Genomic DNA, 23280 nt, shown 5'->3' with positions numbered 1-23280 from the left:
CATAATGAGCGAATTGAAATGGTATGTGCTGAAAGCAATCAGCGGACAGGAAAATAAAGTGAAAAACTATATTGAGACAGAAATCAAACGTCTAGGGTTTGAACAGTACGTTACTCAAGTGGTTATTCCTATGGAAAAGGTAATCCAAATTAGAAACGGTAAAAAAGTTCCTAAAGAGAGGCCTTACTATCCTGGATACTTGATGATTGAAGCTGACCTGATGGGAGAGATTCCTCACGTTATTAAAAATATCCCTGGAGTTATTTCTTTCTTAAGTTTAACAAAAGGAGGTGATCCTGTTCCAATGAGAAAATCAGAGGTGAACAGAATGCTTGGAAGAATGGATGAACTTTCAGAATTTGCAAGCGATGTTGAAATTCCTTATGTAGTAGGTGAAAACGTTAAAGTAATCGATGGACCTTTCAATGGATTCAATGGTACAGTTGAGAAGATTCTTGAAGACAAAAAGAAAATTGAAGTTTCTGTATTGATCTTCGGTAGAAAAACTCCAATGGAATTAAGCTACATGCAAGTAGAAAAAGTATAATACATTACTTATAAAATATAAAAAGACTGCTTTAAAGCGGTCTTTTTTTATATATATTCTTTTCAAATTTTTTTTGGTGATGAATTGCTTATTATTTAGTAATTCTGTAATCCTATTAATTCATAATGAAATATTTGAACTTAGTTTTTATATTTTTTCCCTATTGTTAGAGTTTTTTTAAGTTTATTAATATTATTTTGTTGATTCTCAAATTTCGCAACTCTGTGGGTTACTTCTATAGTGTACTTTGCTTTAATTTAATTATCACCATTCAGTGATCATACTTTCTTTTTAAGCATTGAGTTTTTTTTAATTGCTTATTTCACCTTCAGATGGCATACTTCTTGCAACCAAGCTGTTAGCTAATCCATAAAATTTTATATTTTTTATTTCATGCACTGGTAACAGAGGTATGGGTAATTTATGTTATTAAATAAATATAAAATTCGGATCAGTTATTCAAAACACAAGCTTTTATATAAACACATAACCCAATGACAAAAATTATTTCGATGATCACTCTGGTGGGTACATCTGTGCTCATAAGTGCGCAGGTTGGTATCAATACTACGACGCCGGAAAAGGAACTTACCGTGAATGGTACTATGAAGACATCAGGAATTGTTTTCAAGCAACCTCTGGAAAAACTGAAAGCGGACGAGAATTACACTTTCATTATTAAGTCTCCGGCTCCGGAAAACAAAATTACAGCGTACAATGATTCTTTTGTACCTAATTCACCGGCACCTATTAATCTTATTCAGTTCAAAATTACCTGTGATCCTACAGATAAGGATTGGGTGAATCAATTTGACACAAAGATCAATTCCAGTAAGTTTTTGGTGGTAATCTCTTCCTTTGGATTTACACAGCCTACAAGAACGTATTCTGCAGATTGGCTTACACCAATGCCTCAGATTTTTGCCTACTCTTCAGGAGGAACATGGAAGCTTAAGGCAGATTACCAGGGATTCGCCCCTGATAATTCTTTTCCTACAGGTGTCTGGACACTGAACTTATTGGTGTTTGACAGATCGTATGCCAAAGATTTTAATTCAACACAAAGCCTTAGTGGGGCAGCTACTGGTGCTGCAACAGCTCCATTAATTCAATAAAAACATAAACTCTATGAAAAAAATTATTGCGATACTCTTCACGGGTTTTGCTGCTTTAAGCATAAATGCACAAGTAGGAATCAATACTGCAACACCTAAAGGAACTTTGGATGTTGAAGGGGAAACATTAGTAGAATCCTATTTAATAGATACAGAAAATACAAAGGCAGGCGGAAATTATCTTCTTCTTACCCGATCAAAAGATTCTTCGCCGGTAGGTAAAGTAAAGCTGCTGGATATATCGCTCCGTAATGTAGCACCTGTAAATATGTATAATGTTGTATTGAAAAATGTGAGACAGGATGAAGTTGTGAATCTCAATACAGGATTAGATGCGAGTAAATATGTGGTGGCTATTACAGGTGCTGTTTTTACTGGAGCGGTTTCGGCAGCGAATACCACCACCAGCCCAAAATCGTACGGTTCCTATGCCACTGAAATTACACAGGTAACCAGTGGAGGTAAAAAATACCATGCTATTAATTTAGCTTTTAAAGGAGCAGGAACTGTTTCCTCCATCAATGGAACCTGGACACTTACTTTAAATGTCTTTGAAAAATCATTAGTGAAAGACTGGGGAACTTTTAACGGTTCTGTTTCTTCATCTGCTTCACCAGGATATTCTGGAGTATCAACCAATACGCCTTTAGGGCTTCAATAAAAAAACTATGAAAAGAAAAATTTATATCACAATAATCATGTGCCTTGGGATATTTTTGAATGCCCAAAAAGGAAAAGTAGGGGTGAATACAGCTAATCCTACAGAAACACTTGATGTTAACGGAAAGACCTATACGAATTCTTTGTACTTGAGAAATCCGGGAGAGCCTACCATGACAGGAGGTAGCTTTTTAGCAACTTCTCAGAATGCTTTACAGTTGTATGATCCGGCTCTGGAAAGCAGCGGACTGTTCAATTACCTTAAGCTTACTCTTACTGGTGTACCTGGGACAGGAATTACAGATTATGATACTAAAATTGATGCCACCAACTTTTTGGTTATACTTCACAACTACTCATTTAAGCTGAATGATGGAAATACCAGCGTAATGCTTGATTACGGAGATAATGGTGTGAATGACAATAAACAGGGCTCACCGGATGTAGTAGCCTTCAAAAGTAACGGAACATGGCATATAAGAGCAAGATTTACGGATAGCAGAATGATTGCAACCAATACAAGTACACCATCAAGAACTTATAACAACTTTACGGTTGACCTTTACCTGATGGCCTATAGAAGATTGATTGAAAAACAAAATATTAACGACATCAATGATGATCTTGGAGGAAATGACGGTTCTACAAAAACAATTAATAAACCTTCCGGTTTTTAATCAATCTTTCCTTTTAAAAATAAAAAACGGTTATTTAATGCAAATAACCGTTTTTATTTTTCTGGCTGTATTTTAAATTATACAATAATGGGTAATGATTTTTTTTTCTAAAACTTTTTAAAAATCAGCAATTTCCGTTTGCTATTTCAAAAATATTTTATACTTTTGCAGTCCAAAAAGTAGGTTTATTGTTATGTGAGTGCATAACCTACTGAATAATAAATGCTTCCAAACTCATTAATTATTCAAATTTAAAAAACAAACAATGGCTAAGAAAGTCTTTAAAATGGTAAAGCTTCAGGTGAAAGGTGGCGCAGCTAACCCTTCTCCACCAGTAGGTCCAGCATTGGGTTCTGCAGGTGTGAACATCATGGAGTTTTGTAAGCAATTTAACGGAAGAACCCAAGATAAGCCAGGGCAAGTTTTACCTGTAGTAATTACAGTATACGAAGACAAATCTTTTGAATTCGTTATTAAAACTCCACCTGCAGCGATCCAGTTAATGGATGCCGCTAAGATCAAGGGAGGTTCTGGTGAACCAAACAGAAACAAAGTAGGTTCTGTAACTTGGGAACAAGTAAAGAAAATCGCTGAAGATAAAATGGCGGATCTTAACTGTTTTACAATGGATTCTGCTCTTTCTATGGTTGCAGGTACTGCCAGATCTATGGGATTAAGAGTAACAGGAACAAAACCAACTAACGCTTAAAACTTAAAGAAATGGCAAAATTAACTAAAAAGCAAAAGGAAGCTTTAAGCAAAGTAGAAAAAGGAAGAATCTATAACCTTGAAGAAGGTTCAGCTCTTGTAAAAGAAGTGAACACTACAAAGTTTGATGCTTCAGTAGATATCGCTGTAAGATTAGGTGTAGACCCAAGAAAAGCAAACCAAATGGTAAGAGGTGTTGTATCTCTTCCTCACGGTACTGGTAAAGATGTTAAAGTATTAGCTCTTGTAACTCCAGATAAAGAAGCAGAAGCTAAAGCTGCTGGTGCTGACTATGTAGGTCTTGACGAATATTTACAAAAAATCAAAGAAGGTTGGACAGATGTTGACGTAATCGTTACAATGCCAGCTGTAATGGGTAAATTAGGTCCATTAGGTAGAGTATTAGGTCCAAGAGGTTTAATGCCAAACCCTAAATCAGGAACTGTAACAATGGAAATTGGTAAAGCAGTAACTGAAGTTAAAGCAGGTAAAATTGATTTCAAAGTAGACAAGTATGGTATTATCCATGCTGGTATTGGTAAAGTATCTTTCGATGCTGCTAAGATCAAAGAAAATGCTCAGGAATTAATCCAGACATTGATCAAAATGAAACCAACTGCTGCTAAAGGAACTTATGTGAAGAGCATCTATTTGTCTTCTACAATGAGCCCAGGTATTGCAATTGATACTAAATCTGTTAACTAATAATAATCCTTAAGACAATGACAAAAGACCAAAAAGTTGTAGCAATACAAGAGATCAAAGATTTGCTTCAGGATGCAAAAGTAGTATACGTAGCAGATTTAGAAGGTTTGAACGCTGGTAAATCTTCAGATTTCAGAAGACAAGCTTTCAAACAAAATATCAAAGTGAAAGTTGTAAAAAATACACTTTTACAAAAAGCAATGGAGCAAATTGAAGGAGTAGATTACTCTGAAATGTTCCCATCTTTCAAAGGAAACTCAGCGTTAATGATTGCTGAAACAGCAAACGCTCCTGCGAAATTGATCCAAGGATTCAGAAAGAAAGAAGAAAAGCCAGCTTTAAAGTCTGCTTTTGTTCAAGAAACTTTCTACGTTGGTGACAATAACCTAGATATGTTGGCTAACATCAAGTCTAGAGAAGAAATGATCGGTGAAATCATCGGATTACTTCAGTCTCCAATCCAGAGAGTTGTTTCTGCTCTTCAAAACAAATCTGAAACTGTAGAAGCTCAAGCTGAAGAAGCTGCTCCTGTAGTAGAAGAAACTCCTGCTGCTGAAGCTCCAGAAGCTGCTGCAGAAAGCACTGAAGAAACAAGTGCTGAATAATTACACTCAAAAAATTAAATAAATAATCAACAAAAACATTACAACAATGTCAGATTTAAAAAATTTAGCTGAAACGCTAGTAAACCTAACTGTAAAAGACGTAAACGAATTAGCTGCTATCCTTAAGGATGAGTACGGAATTGAGCCAGCTGCTGCTGCTGTAGTTGTTGCTGCAGGTGGTGCAGGTGATGCTGCTGAAGAAAAGACTGAATTCGACGTAATTCTTAAGTCTGCAGGTGCTTCTAAATTAGCTATCGTTAAATTAGTAAAAGATTTAACTGGTGCTGGTCTTAAAGAAGCTAAAGATATCGTAGACGGAGCTCCTGCTGCAATTAAGCAAGGTGTTTCTAAAGACGAAGCTGAAGCTCTTAAGAAGCAATTAGAAGAAGCTGGTGCTGAAGTAGAATTGAAATAATTTCAATTGTATTATAAATATAGAAGCCCGGGCATTTGCCTGGGCTTTTTTTTATATGTAAGTAATTGTAAATGTGATTCTTATTTTGTAACAGTATTTCAATATTTTTATTTCTGATTTTAATATATCTTTTTACGGTTGAATATTATTTAATAATTAACATAATATTTTAATAGTATTTTTAATATTGGTTATTTTGTGTGAATTTTTATTAATAAAATATTGTTTTGGTTGAAAAAATATTATATTTGTATCGAAAAAAACACAATATAATTGGATAGAAATTATTTTCTTTCCTACGGCCATAAGATTACACTTTTGTTGCTTCTGGCAGCTGTAGGAAAATTAAACACTAAGTTGATATCTGTAATGAGAACAAAACCTGAGTTATCATATCGTACAGATATTAAAAATCATCTGCAGGATTACTTAGCCGATGTTTCTGTTCATCTGTGCTCTGAGACCAAAAATGACGGGTCTGTTTCCGAATGTCTCTCTGCTCATCAAAAGGAAACTCATATATTTTATGATGAAGATTCTCAGTCTAAACTCCCTATCTTTAATACTACAAAACTTGTAGCCATATCAAATAAATGGAGCTATTCGTATCAGCAATATACGGAGGACGTTTGCCCAATATTTAAAGGCATTAAAAAGTTCTACAGCAATTCCATAAAACTGGTTGACGGTTTTAAATTTATCATCAAAATTCCTGATAAACCAGTTCTTTCCCTTATTCCATAACATTCCTTACAATTTTAAGCACCTTCTTACAGCATAAGCTGTTATTTCATTTATGATTTAGATGAGAATGCCTGAGAATTGCCCTTTCAAAAAAAACACATTTACATAAAAACAGCAAACATCATTAGAAATGAAAAACAAATTATTAACCATCGCTCTGTTATCACTAAGTTTTCCAACATTCGCTCAGGTAGGGATTAATATTAACCAACCACAGGCAACTTTTGATATCGTAGGATCACCTTCTAATCCGGGCAAACTTGACGGTGTGATTGCCCCAAGACTTACAGGAATACAATTGAAAGCTAAAAACTATACTGCAGCCCAAACCGGAGCAATAGTATATGTTACAGCAGCTGAGACTACACCTACAGGACAAACTGTGGATGTTGTTTCATCGGGCTACTATTATTTTGACGGTTCAAAATGGAGCAGCTTAAGCGGTAGCTGGCGGCTAGTAGGGAATACTGGCACAACAGCAAGTACTGCAAACTTAGGAACTGACATCACTGCTGGAAATTACCTGGGAACAAATGACGGTCAGAACTTGGTTTTAGCAACCCAGAAAAACGTAAAAGGAATTCTGGATATTAACGGAACCTTGCAGGGAGGAAATTCTAATTCTGCATCAGGTCCTTATGCTTCATTAACATGGGGATCAAACAATACCCTTACCAACAGTACTTCCTCAAATATTGCACTGGGAAAAGATAATACCGTTTCAGCACAGGGAAATTTTCCGGCTGTAGCTATTGGATTAAACAATGCCGCAAACAATGGAGCTAAAGTAATAGGAAATAATAATACAGCAACAGGCGCTAATAACCTTGTCTTTGGAAATCTGAATACAGTAACAGGACTCACAGGGCTGACCATCGGAAATAATCACAATAACAATGGTGGGATTGCCATTGGGAGCGGAAATACCACTTCATTAAACAATATAGCTGTTGGCTCAGCAAATACAGCGACAGGGACTGAAGCTTTTGCTATAGGATTTTCAGCTCAGGCTGCTGCGGGACAAATGGTGTATGCCAATAAGGAACATGTTTTCTTCAATAAAGGAAACGGAACAGATACCATACTGGGAATTAATATGGCTCCTACAGCGGCTACTTCTACAGGGGCCGCCCTTCAGATGAAAGGAATTGCTTCCGGCGCCAATGCGGTATGTACAGCAGCGGAAGAAGGTGCAATCCGATATAATACAACCGCTAAAGTTCATGAAGGCTGTAACGGTTCCAACTGGAAGGCGCTTTACTAACTCAATAAAAACACAAACCTTAAAAAAATAAAAAATGACCAGAAAATTATTCGAAAAGTTAGCTGTGCTGCTCATGATATTGATGATGTCTGCAGGAGTTTTGGCACAGCAGGGTTATGAACCAATCCGTGGGATGGGTGTAGAAGCAAAACCTGTCAACAATTCAGGGATATGTCTTGCCTGTTATAACGGAAGTATGAATCCCGTCGTGGATGCCAGCCTTGATAATAATGTAAGTATGGGTAATTTCGCTTCTCTTTTAAGTGGAAACGGAATCTCTGTAAAGAATAAAAATACAACTTATCCCGCGGGATATATTACCGGTTTCAATGTAGATATTGGAACAAGTTTTATCACGATAGATCTTTTGAGTTCTTTAAGAATCAGTACTTATAAAAATGGGATTCTTCAGGAAACAACTACCAGCAGTACGCTTTTGTCAGTACCTGCATTCGGAGGAAGTAAAAACAGAATATTTCTTCATTTTAAAACTTCAAAAGAATTTGATGAAGTAAGATTATATCAGACCAATGCTCTTTCTGTATTCAGTGCAATGAATGTATATTATGCATTTGCATTTGATTCTGCAAAAGTACCTACGGATAATAATGGTATTTGTGATGATATCATTGCGGGAAGCGGTGTGGATGGAAATGTATCCGGAAGCAGCAGTTTTCTTGCTCCGCTTTCCTATGTTCAGAATAAAGAAAAAATAGGTGATGGGAACAAAAATTCTTATGGATCAATTGTTCTGCCAGTGGGATTATTGGGTTCTTATTCAGTAGGCGTTTTAGATAAAAATCAGACCTACCCGGCAGGAAACAGAACAGGTTTTGTAATAGAACCGGATGATCAGGGTAAACTGTTAAGTGCAGAGTTTTTAAAAAATATTACCATAGAAACTTATCTTTTTGGACAGCTTCAGGATTCAAAACAGTTGTCTGACGGAGGAGGCTTGATTAATATCAAAGTATTAGGTTATGGCTCAGGAAAACAAAAGGTTACCTTGACGACTACTAAACCTTTCAATGAAGTAAGGTTAAAAGTTACTCAAACCCTAGGATTTAATTTAGGAGCCCTGAAAGTATATTATGCATTCGAAGAACCTGTTACTTGTGATTGTGATGATAAAATCCAGACCAGTGGTTCTGCTGTACCGGGAAATCTAGTTGCAGGTACTCCATGGACTTCCGGACCAGGATTCCTCGGTCTTATTTTAGCTAAAATGACCAGTCCCGAAGCGATTGTAGATAATAATCCTTCCAATTATGCTACGGCTACTGTTCCGGCTGCCTCTATTTTCAGTCTTTTCTCAGCGTTTGCTACGGTAGGAACTAATGCAGTGCTTCCTGCCAATACAATGGCTGGATTTACTGTAGAAAAAGCAGGTAATCTTCTTGGAGTAAGTGTTCTGGAAAATATCACTGTGACATTGTACAACGGAAATATCTTGACAGATACTTTTACGAGTTCAGGAAGTCTTATCAGTGGAAATTTCTTCACAACGGATTCTAATAAATTCTATGTTGGAGGGAAATCAACAAAACCTTTTAACCGTATTAAAATCACTTTCAACAGCGGAACGGCTATTCGTATTCCTCAAAACTATTATATCTACAATGCTTTTGCAAGCAGAGATGATGATAATGATGGAGTTCCGAACTGTTTTGATCAATGCCAGGGAGGGGATGATAGCATAGATAATAACGGAAACGGAATTCCTGACTGTGCGGAAGGATGTACAGCCGTAAATGACAAATCTCCTGCACTCGATACAGATGGTGACGGAATTGTAGATGCCTGTGATCTGGATTCTGATAATGACGGAATTCCGGATGCAGTAGAAGATTTTGATAAAAACGGCAAGTTTCAGGATGATGATAATGAAGGAGACATTCTGCTGACGCCGGTATTGGGAGATTCTGTTCCTAATTATCTTGATCTTGATTCTGATAATGATGGTATCCTGGATTTATTTGAGTCTGGAATTCCGACCTCAGTCATCAATCAGATTGATTCTGATCATAACGGTATTATTGATGCAAATGTTCCGGTAGGTAAAAACGGAATTGCAGATATTCTGGAAACTTCCCCTGATTCAGGCATATTGAAATATCCACTTAAAAATACAGACGGAGATGATAAACCGGACTTTCTGGATATTACTTCCAATGGTTCAGATCCTGACCTTTATCAGATCGGAAAAGCAAACCTTGATACATTAGGAGGAGGTTTTATCTCAATAATTAATGATAAAGAAAAAGATGGGATTCAGGCTGTTGTAGATACAGATCTTGTAAAAAGAGGATCTCCGGATTCCCCACTTTCACCTTATGCTTCATTATTGAAAAATGCATCCAGTACGGCAAAAATTACCTCCGCAGAAATTATCGATGCAGTGAATGATGTAAAAGTATATCCGAATCCTGTAAAAGTAGGAGAAAATCTTAGAATTATATCAGGGGAGGAAGGTGTATATACTTTGTTCTCTGCACAAGGACAGGTTGTTAAGACAGATCGTTTTAATGCTCATACAGGTATTGATACTTCTTCACTTCCTACAGGAGTGTATATTATTAAAATAGAAACTAAATCAAAAATAAAATCTTATAAGGTTATTGTGAAATAATCATAGGATTAGCTTGTGTTGTGGAGGGGTTGCTCATATTTGGGCAGCCTCTCTTGTTTTAAGAGTCTCAAAATGAGAGGTTTTATTTGTTATTGTGGATAACTTTTTGTATCTTTGCCCCTCTTTTGGCGCGAAAAATTGTTTGTAAATTTATAAAATACTGAAAATCAACTCTTTCATTGTGTAAAACATGGAAGGGATTTCGTGTATATAAATACTGCGGTAATACTGCCTCAAAAGTAATAAAAATATTTTGCATTACGCTGTGAAAAGATATACCAGTGTTGCAGTTAGAAAGAACTATGTACAAAGTTTAAAAGAGCTTAAGGTCCTTTGTGAGCGCCAAAAACACTTTTACCTTTTACTTTTATCTTGTTTGTTGTTCTTTTCTGATATTTTTTAATGAATCAAAATATTTTTTAACCCTTTCTTAAAAGTTTTATGAGTAAAACAAAATCAACAACTCAAGGAAATCCGAGAATTAATTTCTCATCAGCGAAAGGAAAAATCATCACTCCGGACTTTTTGGATATCCAAATTGAGTCTTTCAGAGAATTTTTCCAGCTTGATACACTTCCTGAAGCCAGAAAGACAGAAGCTCTTTACAAGACTTTCCAAGAGAATTTCCCAATTACGGATTCAAGAAACCAATTCGTATTAGAATTCTTAGACTATCTGGTAGATTCTCCACGTTATTCAATCGATGAGTGTGTGGAAAGAGGACTTACGTATTCAGTTCCTCTAAAAGCTAGACTTAAATTGTATTGTACTGACCCGGAACACGAAGATTTCCAAACAGTGGTTCAGGACGTATACTTAGGTCCGGTTCCTTATATGACGCCAAGTGGTTCTTTTATCATCAATGGTGCTGAAAGAGTTATCGTTACGCAGCTTCACCGTTCACCTGGTGTATTCTTCGGACAAACTTACCACGCAAACGGAACCAAACTTTACTATTCAAGAATTATCCCTTTCAAAGGATCTTGGATGGAATTTACAACAGATATCAACAGCGTAATGTACGCGTATATCGACCGTAAGAAAAAATTACCATTAACAACTCTATTAAGAGCGATTGGTTATGAATCTGACAAGGATATCCTTCAGATCTTCGACCTTGCTGAAGAAGTGAAAGTTTCTAAAGCTGCCCTTAAAAAAGTAGAAGGGAGAACATTGGCTGCGAGAGTATTGAACACTTGGTTCGAAGATTTCGTAGACGAAGATACAGGTGAAGTAGTTTCTATCGAAAGAAACGAAATCATCTTGGATAGAGAAACTATTCTTGAAAAAGAACACTTGGATCTTATTCTTGATGCTGGTGTGAAATCAATCCTGATTCACAAAGAAAACAGCAACGAATTCTCTATCATCCAGAATACATTACAAAAAGACCCTACTAACTCTGAAAAAGAAGCAGTAGAGTATATTTATCGTCAGTTAAGAAATGCAGATCCACCAGATGAGGAAACTGCAAGAGGAATTATTGAAAAATTATTCTTCTCTGAGCAAAGATATTCATTAGGTGAGGTAGGACGTTACAGATTGAACAAAAAGCTAGGTCTTAATATTCCAACCACAACTGAAGTTCTTACAAAAGAAGATATCATTGCTATCGTAAGACACTTAATCGAGCTTGTAAACTCTAAAGCTGAGGTTGATGATATTGACCACTTATCAAACAGAAGAATTAAAACTGTTGGTGAGCAATTAGCTGGACAGTTCGGGGTAGGTCTTTCAAGAATTGCAAGAACAATCAAGGAAAGAATGAACGTTAGAGATAACGAAATCTTTACTCCACTTGACCTTGTAAATGCTAAGACATTAACATCTGTAATTAACTCATTCTTTGGTACCAACCAGCTTTCTCAGTTCATGGACCAAACCAACCCTCTATCAGAAATTACTCACAAGAGAAGATTATCTGCACTAGGGCCTGGTGGTTTATCAAGAGAAAGAGCAGGTTTCGAGGTTCGAGACGTTCACCATACTCACTATGGAAGAATTTGCCCGATTGAAACTCCGGAAGGACCAAACATCGGTTTGATTTCATCCCTTGGTATTTATGCTAAAATCAACAGACTAGGTTTCATCGAAACTCCATATAGAAAAGTAGAAGAAGGTAAGATTAATCTTAATGCTGATCCTATTTACCTTAATGCAGAAGACGAAGAAGACAAAGTAATTGCTCAGGCAAACGTTGAATTGAGCGATAACGGTGATTTCTTAACAGATAGAATTATTGCAAGATTAGATGGTGACTACCCTGTAGTGGAGCCATCTCAGGTTAACCTTATTGATGTTGCACCAAACCAGATCTCTGGTATTTCTGCATCATTAATTCCGTTCCTTGAGCATGATGATGCGAACCGTGCATTGATGGGATCTAACATGATGCGTCAGGCCGTTCCTCTATTGAAGCCACAGGCTCCAATCGTGGGTACAGGGCTTGAGCAACAAGTTGCAAGAGATTCAAGAATTTTAATTAACGCTGAAGGTACAGGTACAGTACAGTACGTAGATGCTGACAGAATCGTTATTAAATATGAAAGAAGCGAAGACGAAGATTTAGTACAATTCGAGTCTGCTACTAAAACATACAACCTTACTAAGTTCAGAAAAACTAACCAGAGTACAACCATTACCCTAAGACCAAACGTAAGAGTAGGTGATGTAGTGGAAAAAGGACAGGTACTTTGCGACGGTTATGCTACTGAAAAAGGAGAATTAGCTCTTGGTAGAAACTTAGTGGTAGCGTTCATGCCTTGGAAAGGATATAACTTCGAGGATGCCATCGTAATCAACGAAAAAGTTGTACGTGAAGACTGGTTTACTTCAATCCACGTGGATGAATATTCTCTTGAAGTTCGTGATACTAAATTAGGTATGGAAGAGCTTACAGCAGATATTCCAAACGTATCTGAAGAAGCTACTAAAGATCTTGACGAGAACGGTATGATCAGAATCGGTGCTGAAGTGAAGCCTGGAGATATCATGATTGGTAAAATTACTCCAAAAGGTGAATCTGACCCGACTCCTGAAGAAAAGCTTCTTAGAGCAATCTTCGGTGATAAAGCTGGTGATGTGAAGGATGCTTCATTGAAAGCTGACTCTTCATTAAGAGGAGTTGTTATCAACAAGAAATTGTTCTCCAGAAACATTAAAGACAAAAAGAAAAGAACTGAAGAAAAACTTAAACTTGAAGAAATTGAAAACACTTACAAGGCTAAGTTTGACGAGTTGAGAAATACTTTAATTGAAAAATTAAACACACTGGTAAGCGGTAAAACTTCTCAAGGGGTACAAAATGACCTTGACGAAGAAATCATCGGTAAAGGTGTGAAATTCACTCACAAGTTATTAACTTCAGTTGAAGATTATGTAAACGTTAGCGGTTCAGACTGGACAGTAGACGCTGACAAGAATGAATTGATCAAACAATTGATTCACAATTACAAAATCAAATATAACGACATCCAGGGAGTTAAAAACCGTGAGAAATTCGCAATTTCAATCGGAGATGAGCTTCCGGCAGGGATCATGAAGTTGGCTAAGGTTTACATCGCTAAGAAACGTAAACTGAATGTAGGAGATAAAATGGCAGGACGTCACGGTAACAAAGGTATCGTTTCAAGAATCGTTCGTGAAGAAGATATGCCATTCCTTGAAGACGGAACACCGGTAGATATCGTATTGAATCCACTAGGGGTACCTTCTCGTATGAACATTGGTCAGATCTACGAAACCGTTCTTGGATGGGCTGGTAGAAAATTAGGATTGAAGTTCGCTACGCCAATCTTCGACGGAGCAAGTCTTGATCAGATTACTGAATATACTGAGAAAGCAGGTCTTCCTAAATTCGGTCACACTCACCTTTATGATGGTGGTACCGGAGAAAGATTTACTCAGGCTGCAACAGTAGGTATCATTTACATGTTGAAACTAGGACACATGGTAGATGATAAGATGCACGCACGTTCTATTGGTCCTTACTCATTGATTACTCAGCAGCCGTTAGGAGGTAAAGCTCAGTTCGGAGGTCAGAGATTCGGAGAGATGGAGGTTTGGGCACTTGAAGCATTCGGTGCATCTAACATCCTTAGAGAGATCCTTACTGTGAAGTCGGATGACGTGATTGGTAGAGCAAAAACTTATGAAGCCATTGCAAAAGGTGAATCTATGCCTGAACCAGGTATTCCGGAATCATTCAATGTATTACTTCACGAGTTACAAGGTCTTGGATTAGACGTAAGATTGGAGGAGTAAGATATCAGATGTCAGACACAACATGTCAGACTACGACACTCTAACAATTTTATAATCCTTGAATTTGGAATGATGATTTCTTCTGAAATCTGAAATCTGAAATCTAAAATCTAAAAAAAATTATGTCAAATAAAAATAAATCAAGTAGATTTAATAAAATAACCATCGGTCTAGCTTCACCGGAGTCTATTTTACAAGATTCAAGAGGGGAGGTTTTAAAGCCGGAAACTATTAACTACAGAACTCACAAGCCTGAAAGAGACGGGCTATTTTGTGAGAAAATCTTTGGTCCTGTAAAGGATTACGAATGTGCTTGTGGTAAATACAAGAGAATTCGTTACAAAGGGATCGTTTGTGACCGTTGTGGAGTAGAAGTTACTGAGAAAAAAGTAAGAAGAGAGAGAATAGGGCACATTAACCTTGTAGTTCCAATTGCACACATTTGGTATTTCCGTTCATTACCAAACAAAATCGGATACCTTTTAGGAATTCCTTCTAAGAAATTAGATATGATCATCTACTACGAAAGATATGTAGTGATTCAGCAGGGTATTGCTAAAAAATTAGACGGTTCTGATTTTGAAAATATGGAATTCCTTACAGAAGAAGAGTACCTTGACATCATGGAAACTCTTCCTGTAGAAAACCAGTATCTTGATGATTCTGATCCAAACAAATTCATCGCCAGAATGGGTGCTGAAGCTGTAGAAGATCTATTAAAAAGAATTGATCTTGATGCATTGTCTTTCGACTTGAGACACAAAGCTCACAACGAAGGTTCAAAACAAAGAAGAACAGAAGCTCTTAAGAGATTAAACGTTGTAGAAGCATTAAGAGGTGCTAATACAAGAATGATCAACAGACCAGAGTGGATGATCATGCGTGTACTTCCTGTTATCCCACCAGAACTAAGACCATTGGTTCCATTGGATGGAGGACGTTTCGCTACTTCTGACTTGAATGACCTTTATAGAAGAGTTATCATCAGAAATAACCGTTTGAAGAGATTATTGGAGATCAAAGCTCCTGAAGTAATCTTGAGAAACGAGAAGCGTATGCTTCAGGAATCAGTAGATTCATTATTCGATAACACAAGAAAATCTTCTGCAGTAAAATCTGAATCAAACAGACCATTGAAATCACTTTCTGATTCATTGAAAGGTAAGCAGGGTCGTTTCCGTCAGAACTTACTAGGAAAAAGGGTTGACTACTCTGCGCGTTCGGTAATTGTTGTTGGTCCAAACTTACAGCTTCACGAATGTGGTATTCCTAAAGATATGGCAGCTGAACTTTACAAACCGTTCATCATTAGAAAGCTAATTGAAAGAGGTATTGTAAAAACAGTAAAATCTGCAAAGAGAATTATCGACAGAAAAGAACCGGTAGTTTATGATATCCTTGAAAACGTGATGAAAGGTCACCCTGTTCTATTGAACAGAGCACCTACGCTTCACAGACTGGGTATTCAGGCTTTCCAACCTAAGATGATCGAAGGTAAGGCAATCCAGCTACACCCGTTAGTAACTACGGCCTTCAATGCCGATTTCGATGGTGACCAGATGGCGGTACACTTGCCACTAGGACCAGAAGCGATCCTTGAAGCTCAGTTATTGATGTTAGGTTCTCAAAACATCTTGAACCCTGCAAACGGTTCTCCAATTACAGTACCATCTCAGGACATGGTTCTTGGTCTTTATTTCATGACTAAAGAATTAAGCTCTACTGAGACGATGAAAGTAAAAGGAGAAGGTCTTGCATTCTATTCTCCTGAAGAAGCAGAAATTGCTTACGCTGAAGGTAGAGTATCTTTAAATGCTAAAGTAAGATGTAGACTACCTATCAAAGAAGATGGAAAAATCGTTACAAGATTAATCGAAACTTCTGTTGGTAGAATCCTGTTCAACCAGATTGTACCTAAGCAGGTAGGATATATCAATGAACTTCTTACGAAGAAATCATTGAGAAACGTTATCGGTAAAATCCTTGCTGATACAGATTTCCCTACAACAGTGAAGTTCCTTGATGCAATGAAAGACCTAGGGTATTCAAACGCATTCAAAGGTGGTCTTTCTTTCTCACTTGGGGATATTGTAGTTCCTGTTGAGAAAAAACAGATGATTGCACAATCAATTGAAACTGTAGACGAAATTAGAGCCAACTATAACATGGGTCTGATTACCGATACAGAACGTTATAACCAGGTAATCGACGTTTGGACAAATACCAACGCTGGGTTAACTGAAATGATCATGAGCAGAATGAAAACTGACCAAGGTGGTTTCAACTCTGTATATATGATGCTTGACTCTGGAGCGAGGGGTTCTAAAGAACAGATCCGTCAGTTATCAGGGATGAGAGGTTTGATGGCAAAACCGCAGAAAGCCGGTTCTACCGGAGCGGAGATCATCGAAAACCCGATCCTTGCCAACTTTAAGGAAGGTCTTTCGATTCTAGAGTACTTTATCTCTACCCACGGTGCTCGTAAGGGTCTTGCGGATACCGCTCTTAAGACAGCCGATGCTGGTTACTTAACGAGAAGATTGGTAGACGTTGCACAGGACGTTATCGTTACGGAAGACGACTGTGGAACATTGAGAGGTACAGAAGTTACTGCACTTAAGAAAAATGACGAGATCGTTGAAAGAATCTCTGAAAGAATCTTAGGTAGAGTATCCCTTCATAATATTTACGATCCTGAAACTGACGAACTTATTGCAAGCGCAGATCAGGTGATCATTGAATCTTTGGCGAAGAGAATCGAAGAGGCAGGATTAGAAGCTGTGGAGGTTCGTTCACCATTAACTTGTGAAGCTAAGAAAGGTATCTGCGCGAAATGTTACGGTAGAAACTTAGCAACAGGTAAAGTGATCCACATGGGTGAAGCGGTAGGTGTAATTGCAGCACAATCCATTGGGGAGCCAGGTACTCAGCTTACGTTGAGAACCTTCCACCAAGGGGGTACTGCAGGTAACGTATCAGAAAACCCATCTATCGTTGCAAGAAGAGATGGTATCGTAGAAATGGATGAAGTAAGAACCATTACTTCTGAAGATGAAAACGGTAATACAGCTGAGGTTGTAGTTTCCCGTTCAACAGAATTCAGATTAGTTGCTGATAATGAGTCAAGAACTCCATTAATGGTAGCTAACGTACCTTACGGATCTATATTATCTGTAAAACCAGGTGATAAAGTGAAGAAAGGTGATACAATCTGTAGATGGGATCCGTATAACGCGGTTATCATTGCTGAAACTTCAGGTAAGGTAGAATACGAGGATATCATCCAGGGTATTTCATTCCAGCTTGAAATTGACGAACAAACAGGATTCGAAGAGAAAGTAATCTCTGAATCCAGAAATAAGAAAGCCGTACCTACCCTGAAAGTGGTAGACTCTAAAGGAGTTGAGCAAAAAGCTTACAACTTACCGGTAGGAGCCCACTTAATGGTAAACGATGGTGAAAAAATTAAGGCTGGTAAAGTCTTAATCAAGATCCCAAGAAAATCTGCAAAAGCAGGGGATATCACCGGAGGTCTTCCGAGAGTTACCGAATTATTCGAAGCAAGAAACCCTTCAAACCCAGCGGTTGTTACTGAAATCGACGGGGTAGTTTCTTACGGAAAAATCAAGAGAGGTAACCGTGAACTTATTGTTGAGGCTAAAACTGGAGAAAGAAAAATTTACTTAGTAAAACTTTCTAACCAGATTCTTGTTCAGGAGAATGACTTCGTAAGAGCAGGTTCTCCACTTTCTGACGGTTCTATCACACCGGAAGATATCTTAAGAATTAAAGGCCCAACAGCCGTTCAGGAATACTTAGTAAATGAGATTCAGGAAGTTTACCGTCTACAGGGGGTAAAAATCGACGACAAGCACTTCGAAATTATCGTAAGACAGATGATGACGAAAGTATCTATCGTAGATGGAGGTGATACTCAGTTCCTTGAAGGAGCTCTTGAGCACAAGTATGATTTCTTGGAAGAAAACAACAGAGTATTTGGTCTTAAAGTAGTAGTAGATGCTGGTGATTCTAAAGAATTCAAACCAGGTCAGATGATTACTGCAAGAGAATTAAGAGATGAAAACTCTAAGTTGAAGCGTGAAGATTTAGCATTGGTAGAAGTAAGAGAAGCTCTTCCTGCTACTGCAACTCCTGTACTGCAAGGTATTACAAGAGCTGCCCTTCAGACTAAGTCATTCATGTCTGCAGCATCGTTCCAGGAAACAACTAAAGTTCTTAACGAAGCAGCAGTTGCTGGTAAGATAGACGATCTTAACGGTCTTAAAGAAAATGTAATTGTAGGACACAGAATCCCTGCAGGTACAGGTCTTAAAGAGTATCAGAACGTTATTGTAGGTTCTAAGAAAGAATTTGAAGACCTTAACTAAAATTAATGATTTGAAATTTGGGATTTGAAATTATTTTTATATTTTCACAATCTCAAATTTCGAATTTTAAAAACATAATTTATAACAATGGACAACAATCAAAATCCACAAGACGGAAACATCAACATCGAATTAAACGAAATGGTAGCTGCTGGTATCTATGCTAACCTAGCTTTAGTAAACCACTCTCCATCTGAATTTGTAGTAGACTTTATTCAGTTGATGCCAGGTGTTCAGCAGGCTAAAGTAAGATCAAGAGTAATTCTTGCTCCACTTCACGCTAAAAGAGTATTAAGCGCTCTTCAACAGAACATCGCTAACTACGAGCAGCAGTTCGGAGAAATCAAAGAAGTTGAGCCTTTCGTATTAGGAGGAAACAACGTTCAAGCGTAAGATTTCTTTTACATAAAATAAAGGATACCCTGGTTTTTACCGGGGTATTTTTTGTTACCTGCTTTTGCATATCATTCACTAATCAGTTTCTTTTTTTCTTTTTTTATATTTTTCGCAATTTTATTTAAAAAACATATAAAAAAAAAACAAATTATTCAATTTAATGTATAATGTTAATTTTTGCTGTAAATTATTGATAATTAATTTAAATTGGTTGAATAATTAATTTTCTTTATTAAATTTGTAAAAAAATTGAATGAAATGAAAATATACCCTATTGCAGCGGTTCTACTCTGTATGAATGTGTATGCACAAAAGCAAAATACACTTAAGGACAATCAAAAACACCTGCAGGAACTTTATGCTAAATATGACAAAAACCTTAAAAAGGCTCATAAAATTGCAAAAGCAGCAGGAATACCTCCTAATTTATACAATGAAGAGGATTACAAAAGAACAATGGATCCTGTAACAGGGAGAACCAACTTTGAAGGACTGGCAAAGGTAAATGAGGACATCTTAACAGGTAAATATCAGCCTTCACAACCTATGTCTTTTATTTCTAATCACAATACCTCTACTACGGGCAAAATAGTAGACGAGCCCTGGATTGAAAGAGGACCATATAGTGTAGGAGGAAGAACAAGAGCAATTATGTATGACCCAAATGATCCTACAGGGAAAAGAGTTTTTGCAGGAAGCGTTTCAGGAGGGCTTTGGGTAAATCAGGACCCTTCAGTGGCAGCCAATGAATGGCAGCCATTAAGTACATTCTGGGCCAATACCTCTGTTTCAAGTATTACGTATGACCCCAATAATCCACAAATTTTTTATGTAGGAACAGGAGAAGCTCCAACCGGTGATGCAGTAGGATCAGGAATATGGAAATCAACGAACGGAGGAACCACCTGGACGCAGATTTTCACCATTCCAGTAACTTATTCTTCTTCTGGAGTAAGAAATGGTAATTTCTATATCAATGATATTAAAGTAAGGAATAATAACGGCGTTTCAGAAGTATATGCCGGAGTAAGTGGTGCTTATGTAGGAATTTCGTTTAATGACGGATGGCAGGGATTAAGCCAGGCTGGATTGTACAAGTCTACAGATGGTGGAACAACATTTACAAAAAATAACAGCTTATTAGCTCTTAATACAACTACTGGCGTGACCAGCACAACAGGATATTCTATTCAACAGATAGAAATTGGAGCAGACAATGCAGTATGGGTTTCTACCAGATCTTCCAGATTTTCCAATATAGATTCCGGAGGACGAATTTTTAAATCCACAGATGGAAATACTTTTAATCAGGTATATAATGTAGGAAGCAGTGGCTCGAGAGTTAACTTTACTCTTTCAAGAACAGATGCCAACAAAATATATGCATTTATGCAGGGTGCATCTTCTGCAGAACCTATCAGAATAGCAAAATCTGCAGATGGCGGAACAACTTGGCAGGCAACAAATGACGCTGCGCCTGTTTTGTCGCTACCTACTGCAACCGATACTAGTATTCCTGCTAATGACTTTACAAGAGGACAATCTTTTTATGACCTGATCATTGCAACAGATCCTCTGGACGATAATACCTTGTATATAGGTGGTATTGATCTGCATAAATCTACCAATGGAGGAACAAGCTGGACACAGATCTCAAAGTGGTCCAATAATAATAACATGGCAGCCCTACAGGTTTCACAGGTACATGCTGACCAGCATGAAATTGTATTCAATCCTTATAATAATTATGCAACAGGGCAAATGATGTTTGGTAATGATGGAGGAATCTATTATGCTGCCAATAAAGCTAATGTCGGAGCTGTTGGTGGGCTAGCCTCCAGAAATACCAGATACAATGTAACGCAGTTTTATTCTGCCATGCTGAACCCCACAAAAACACCGGCAGATGAAGAACTATTAGCAGGAGCACAGGATAATGGCTCATGGTGGCTGTATGGTGTACCACAGGCTAATAATTTCCTTACCAGCCAATCGGCTACAGGTGGTGACGGGATGTATACAGAATATGATGATCAGGATAACTACGAAATTGCAAGTTATACAAACAATAACCACTATTTATTGACAAATAACGCATATAACCTTATTACTACCAGTGCTAACAGAAGTTTAGGGCACTTTGTGAACGAAATAGCGCTGGACAGAATAAATGATGTCTTCTATTCTTACCGTTCCGGTCTTACCCTTTTCAGAACAAGTGGACTTTCTGCATCAGCAACATCTTTTACCAATAATGTGGTGACAGTAGGAACCGCACAAACAAATGAGCAGATTTCATGGATGAAAGTATCTCCTTATACAACCGCTTCTACAACACTTTTTGTAGGAACCAACCTGGGGAGAATATTTAAAGTAACAAATGCCAACACTACTGGATATGCAGCTACCTTGTTGACCTCACCCATAACAGGAACTGTTTCTGACATAGAATTTGGCGCCAACGAAAATGAAATTATCGTAACCTTATCCAATTATAACCTTACCAGTGTTTTCTACTCTACAGACGGAGGAACTACATGGCAGAACAAAGAAGGGAACCTTCCTGATATGCCTGTAAGAACTGTATTAAGGAATCCCGACAATCCAAATGAAGTAATACTAGGAACAGAAATGGGAGTTTGGGGAACAACTAATTTCCTTGCAACAACTCCGGAATGGGCTTCAGTAACAGGAAATATAGGAAATGTAAGAATTACCAACTTAGATTACAGACCTGTTACCAAAACAGTTTTGGTTTCTACATATGGTAGAGGAGCATGGACAACCCAGAATACACTACCTGCTTTATCAACAGCTGAAACCAAATCAAGAAAAAACATGAACATTATATATCCGAATCCTTCAAAAGGAATTTCTCATCTGAGATTTGATACTGCTAAATACAGCAGTGTGGATATAAGCATAGTGGATAGCTCAGGAAGATTAGTATACAGTAAGAAAAATGTAAAGTCTGATGAAGAATTCGGACAAAAACTTGTTCCTGGAAATTATATTTTGAAAGCGGAGTTTAAAGGTGAAATCGTTTATAGTGGTAACTTCCTTGTGTTAGGACGGACGGGAGGTGATGATGATTAGAAAATGAATAATCAATTGTATTTAATATTATTTTGGATGCTGGCTTTCTGCGGGATGCCGGTATCCTCTTTATACCAGGATAAGAAAGTATCTGTGATCTCTGCTGAAAAATCAGAATGGATAGGAGGAAGAGCAGGAGTAAGAGGAGCTGTATATATTGTTAAACTGAAGAAGAACAATAACAGTGTCATCACTGTAAAAGCTTTTAGAGCGGAAGGAAATACCATTCCGTTTGTACAGAATAATTCAGGCAGTACGATCATAATAAGAGGAAATCTTCCTTACAAAAATGGTGTAGATACAAAGACTGCTGATCAAATGCAGGCTGGAGTACCTGTAGAAAATTCTGTTCCGCAAAAATTAAATCCAAAAGACAATTGGATAGAGTATACTGTCCAGGGATCTCAGGTACCGTATAAAATTAATATTTCAAAATTTACCTTTGTGGTGTCTTCAGAAGAACCTGCCCCTTAAATTTTTCCATTTTTTGAACAAAAAACTACTTTTTATTTTTCTATGTATTCCGGTAATCATATTATTCAGTAATGTGATGTATTCTGTAGTTGCTCATGTTAAAAAAGAATTATATAAGAAGACGCAATACTGTATTGCGCAAAATCATTTCAGAAAGTACGAAACCATATGTTTTACTGAAAGAGACCTGGCAGAAGCAGAATGGAAAGAAGTAAACGAATTTAGCCTTCACGGAGCTTCTTATGACATTATCAAAATAAGTATGGTTAATGGTGAAAAATATTTTTTATGTTATATTGATAAAAAAGATATTATCATCAATTCTTTGTTGAGCTTTTCGAAAAAATTTGCATTCAAAAAAAAATACTTAAAACTACAGATTGATCTTCCCGGTCACAACAAAAATATACTTAAGATATCAGGTTCCTTTGCCGTTTTTGATGAAAAAGAATTCAGTTTTTTTTCAAATCATTTCTTAGAAACCATTTCAAAATATTACAATCAACAAAAAAACACTCATTATTTAGCCATTATTTTTCCTCCACCGGAAATGAGCTTTGCGATAAAAAGAATGTAGTATTAATGGAAAAAAAA

17 protein-coding genes are annotated in these 23280 nt (G+C 37.2%); all 17 read left to right on the top strand.

The features are described from left to right. Positions 1-4: 4 nt before the first annotated feature. On the top strand, positions 5-547 hold the full coding sequence (gene nusG, locus RHP76_RS11725) for a transcription termination/antitermination protein NusG (protein ID WP_002976412.1): 543 nt from the start codon (positions 5-7) through the stop codon (positions 545-547). Positions 548-1041: 494 nt separating this feature from the next. Beyond that, a complete protein-coding gene (locus tag RHP76_RS11720) occupies positions 1042-1662 on the top strand; it encodes a hypothetical protein (RefSeq protein ID WP_062675816.1) in 621 nt (206 codons plus the stop codon). Between the two features lie 13 nt (positions 1663-1675). Next, the gene (locus RHP76_RS11715) at positions 1676-2323 is read left to right on the top strand and encodes a hypothetical protein (protein WP_123279078.1); all 648 of its coding nucleotides are present in this window, start codon (positions 1676-1678) and stop codon (positions 2321-2323) included. Between the two features lie 7 nt (positions 2324-2330). Then, positions 2331-2999 (top strand): hypothetical protein, encoded by a 669-nt coding sequence (locus RHP76_RS11710; protein ID WP_123279079.1) that lies wholly within the window; start codon positions 2331-2333, stop codon positions 2997-2999. Positions 3000-3264: 265 nt separating this feature from the next. Then, on the top strand, positions 3265-3708 hold the full coding sequence (gene rplK, locus RHP76_RS11705) for a 50S ribosomal protein L11 (RefSeq protein WP_047435399.1): 444 nt from the start codon (positions 3265-3267) through the stop codon (positions 3706-3708). An 11-nt stretch (positions 3709-3719) separates the two neighbouring features. Further along, positions 3720-4412 carry a 50S ribosomal protein L1 gene (rplA, locus tag RHP76_RS11700; RefSeq protein ID WP_002976422.1) on the top strand — a complete coding sequence of 231 codons (693 nt, stop codon included), beginning with the start codon at positions 3720-3722 and terminating at the stop codon, positions 4410-4412. A 17-nt stretch (positions 4413-4429) separates the two neighbouring features. Beyond that, the gene (rplJ, locus tag RHP76_RS11695; RefSeq protein WP_062675819.1) at positions 4430-5017 is read left to right on the top strand and encodes a 50S ribosomal protein L10; all 588 of its coding nucleotides are present in this window, start codon (positions 4430-4432) and stop codon (positions 5015-5017) included. Between the two features lie 46 nt (positions 5018-5063). Further along, positions 5064-5432, top strand: coding sequence for a 50S ribosomal protein L7/L12 (rplL, locus tag RHP76_RS11690; RefSeq protein WP_062675820.1), 369 nt, complete (start codon positions 5064-5066; stop codon positions 5430-5432). A gap of 273 nt (positions 5433-5705) precedes the next feature. Then, positions 5706-6176: a hypothetical protein gene (locus RHP76_RS11685; protein ID WP_311228215.1), complete on the top strand. Its 471-nt coding sequence runs from the start codon at positions 5706-5708 to the stop codon at positions 6174-6176. A 130-nt stretch (positions 6177-6306) separates the two neighbouring features. After that, positions 6307-7440, top strand: a complete 1134-nt coding sequence (locus RHP76_RS11680; RefSeq protein ID WP_120232788.1) for a phage tail-like protein — start codon at positions 6307-6309, stop codon at positions 7438-7440. Between the two features lie 34 nt (positions 7441-7474). Next, positions 7475-10069, top strand: a complete 2595-nt coding sequence (locus RHP76_RS11675) for a T9SS type A sorting domain-containing protein (protein ID WP_311228214.1) — start codon at positions 7475-7477, stop codon at positions 10067-10069. A gap of 441 nt (positions 10070-10510) precedes the next feature. Beyond that, entirely contained in the window at positions 10511-14332 is a 3822-nt protein-coding gene (rpoB, locus tag RHP76_RS11670; RefSeq protein ID WP_062675824.1) for a DNA-directed RNA polymerase subunit beta, read from the top strand. A 122-nt stretch (positions 14333-14454) separates the two neighbouring features. Then, on the top strand, positions 14455-18720 hold the full coding sequence (gene rpoC, locus RHP76_RS11665; RefSeq protein ID WP_120232790.1) for a DNA-directed RNA polymerase subunit beta': 4266 nt from the start codon (positions 14455-14457) through the stop codon (positions 18718-18720). An 87-nt stretch (positions 18721-18807) separates the two neighbouring features. After that, positions 18808-19113: a DUF3467 domain-containing protein gene (locus tag RHP76_RS11660; RefSeq protein ID WP_027375539.1), complete on the top strand. Its 306-nt coding sequence runs from the start codon at positions 18808-18810 to the stop codon at positions 19111-19113. A 261-nt stretch (positions 19114-19374) separates the two neighbouring features. Next, a complete protein-coding gene (locus RHP76_RS11655; RefSeq protein ID WP_288441027.1) occupies positions 19375-22212 on the top strand; it encodes a T9SS type A sorting domain-containing protein in 2838 nt (945 codons plus the stop codon). A 3-nt stretch (positions 22213-22215) separates the two neighbouring features. Further along, the gene (locus RHP76_RS11650) at positions 22216-22686 is read left to right on the top strand and encodes a hypothetical protein (protein WP_311230249.1); all 471 of its coding nucleotides are present in this window, start codon (positions 22216-22218) and stop codon (positions 22684-22686) included. A gap of 13 nt (positions 22687-22699) precedes the next feature. Continuing rightward, positions 22700-23263: a hypothetical protein gene (locus tag RHP76_RS11645; protein ID WP_311230248.1), complete on the top strand. Its 564-nt coding sequence runs from the start codon at positions 22700-22702 to the stop codon at positions 23261-23263. Positions 23264-23280 lie beyond the last annotated feature (17 nt).

Origin of the sequence: Chryseobacterium sp. SG20098, assembly GCF_031844745.1 — a bacterium.
Classification (GTDB): domain Bacteria; phylum Bacteroidota; class Bacteroidia; order Flavobacteriales; family Weeksellaceae; genus Chryseobacterium; species Chryseobacterium cucumeris.
The sequence above is the reverse complement of the archived record's forward strand: the minus strand, read 5'-3'. Positions and strand labels throughout refer to the sequence as shown.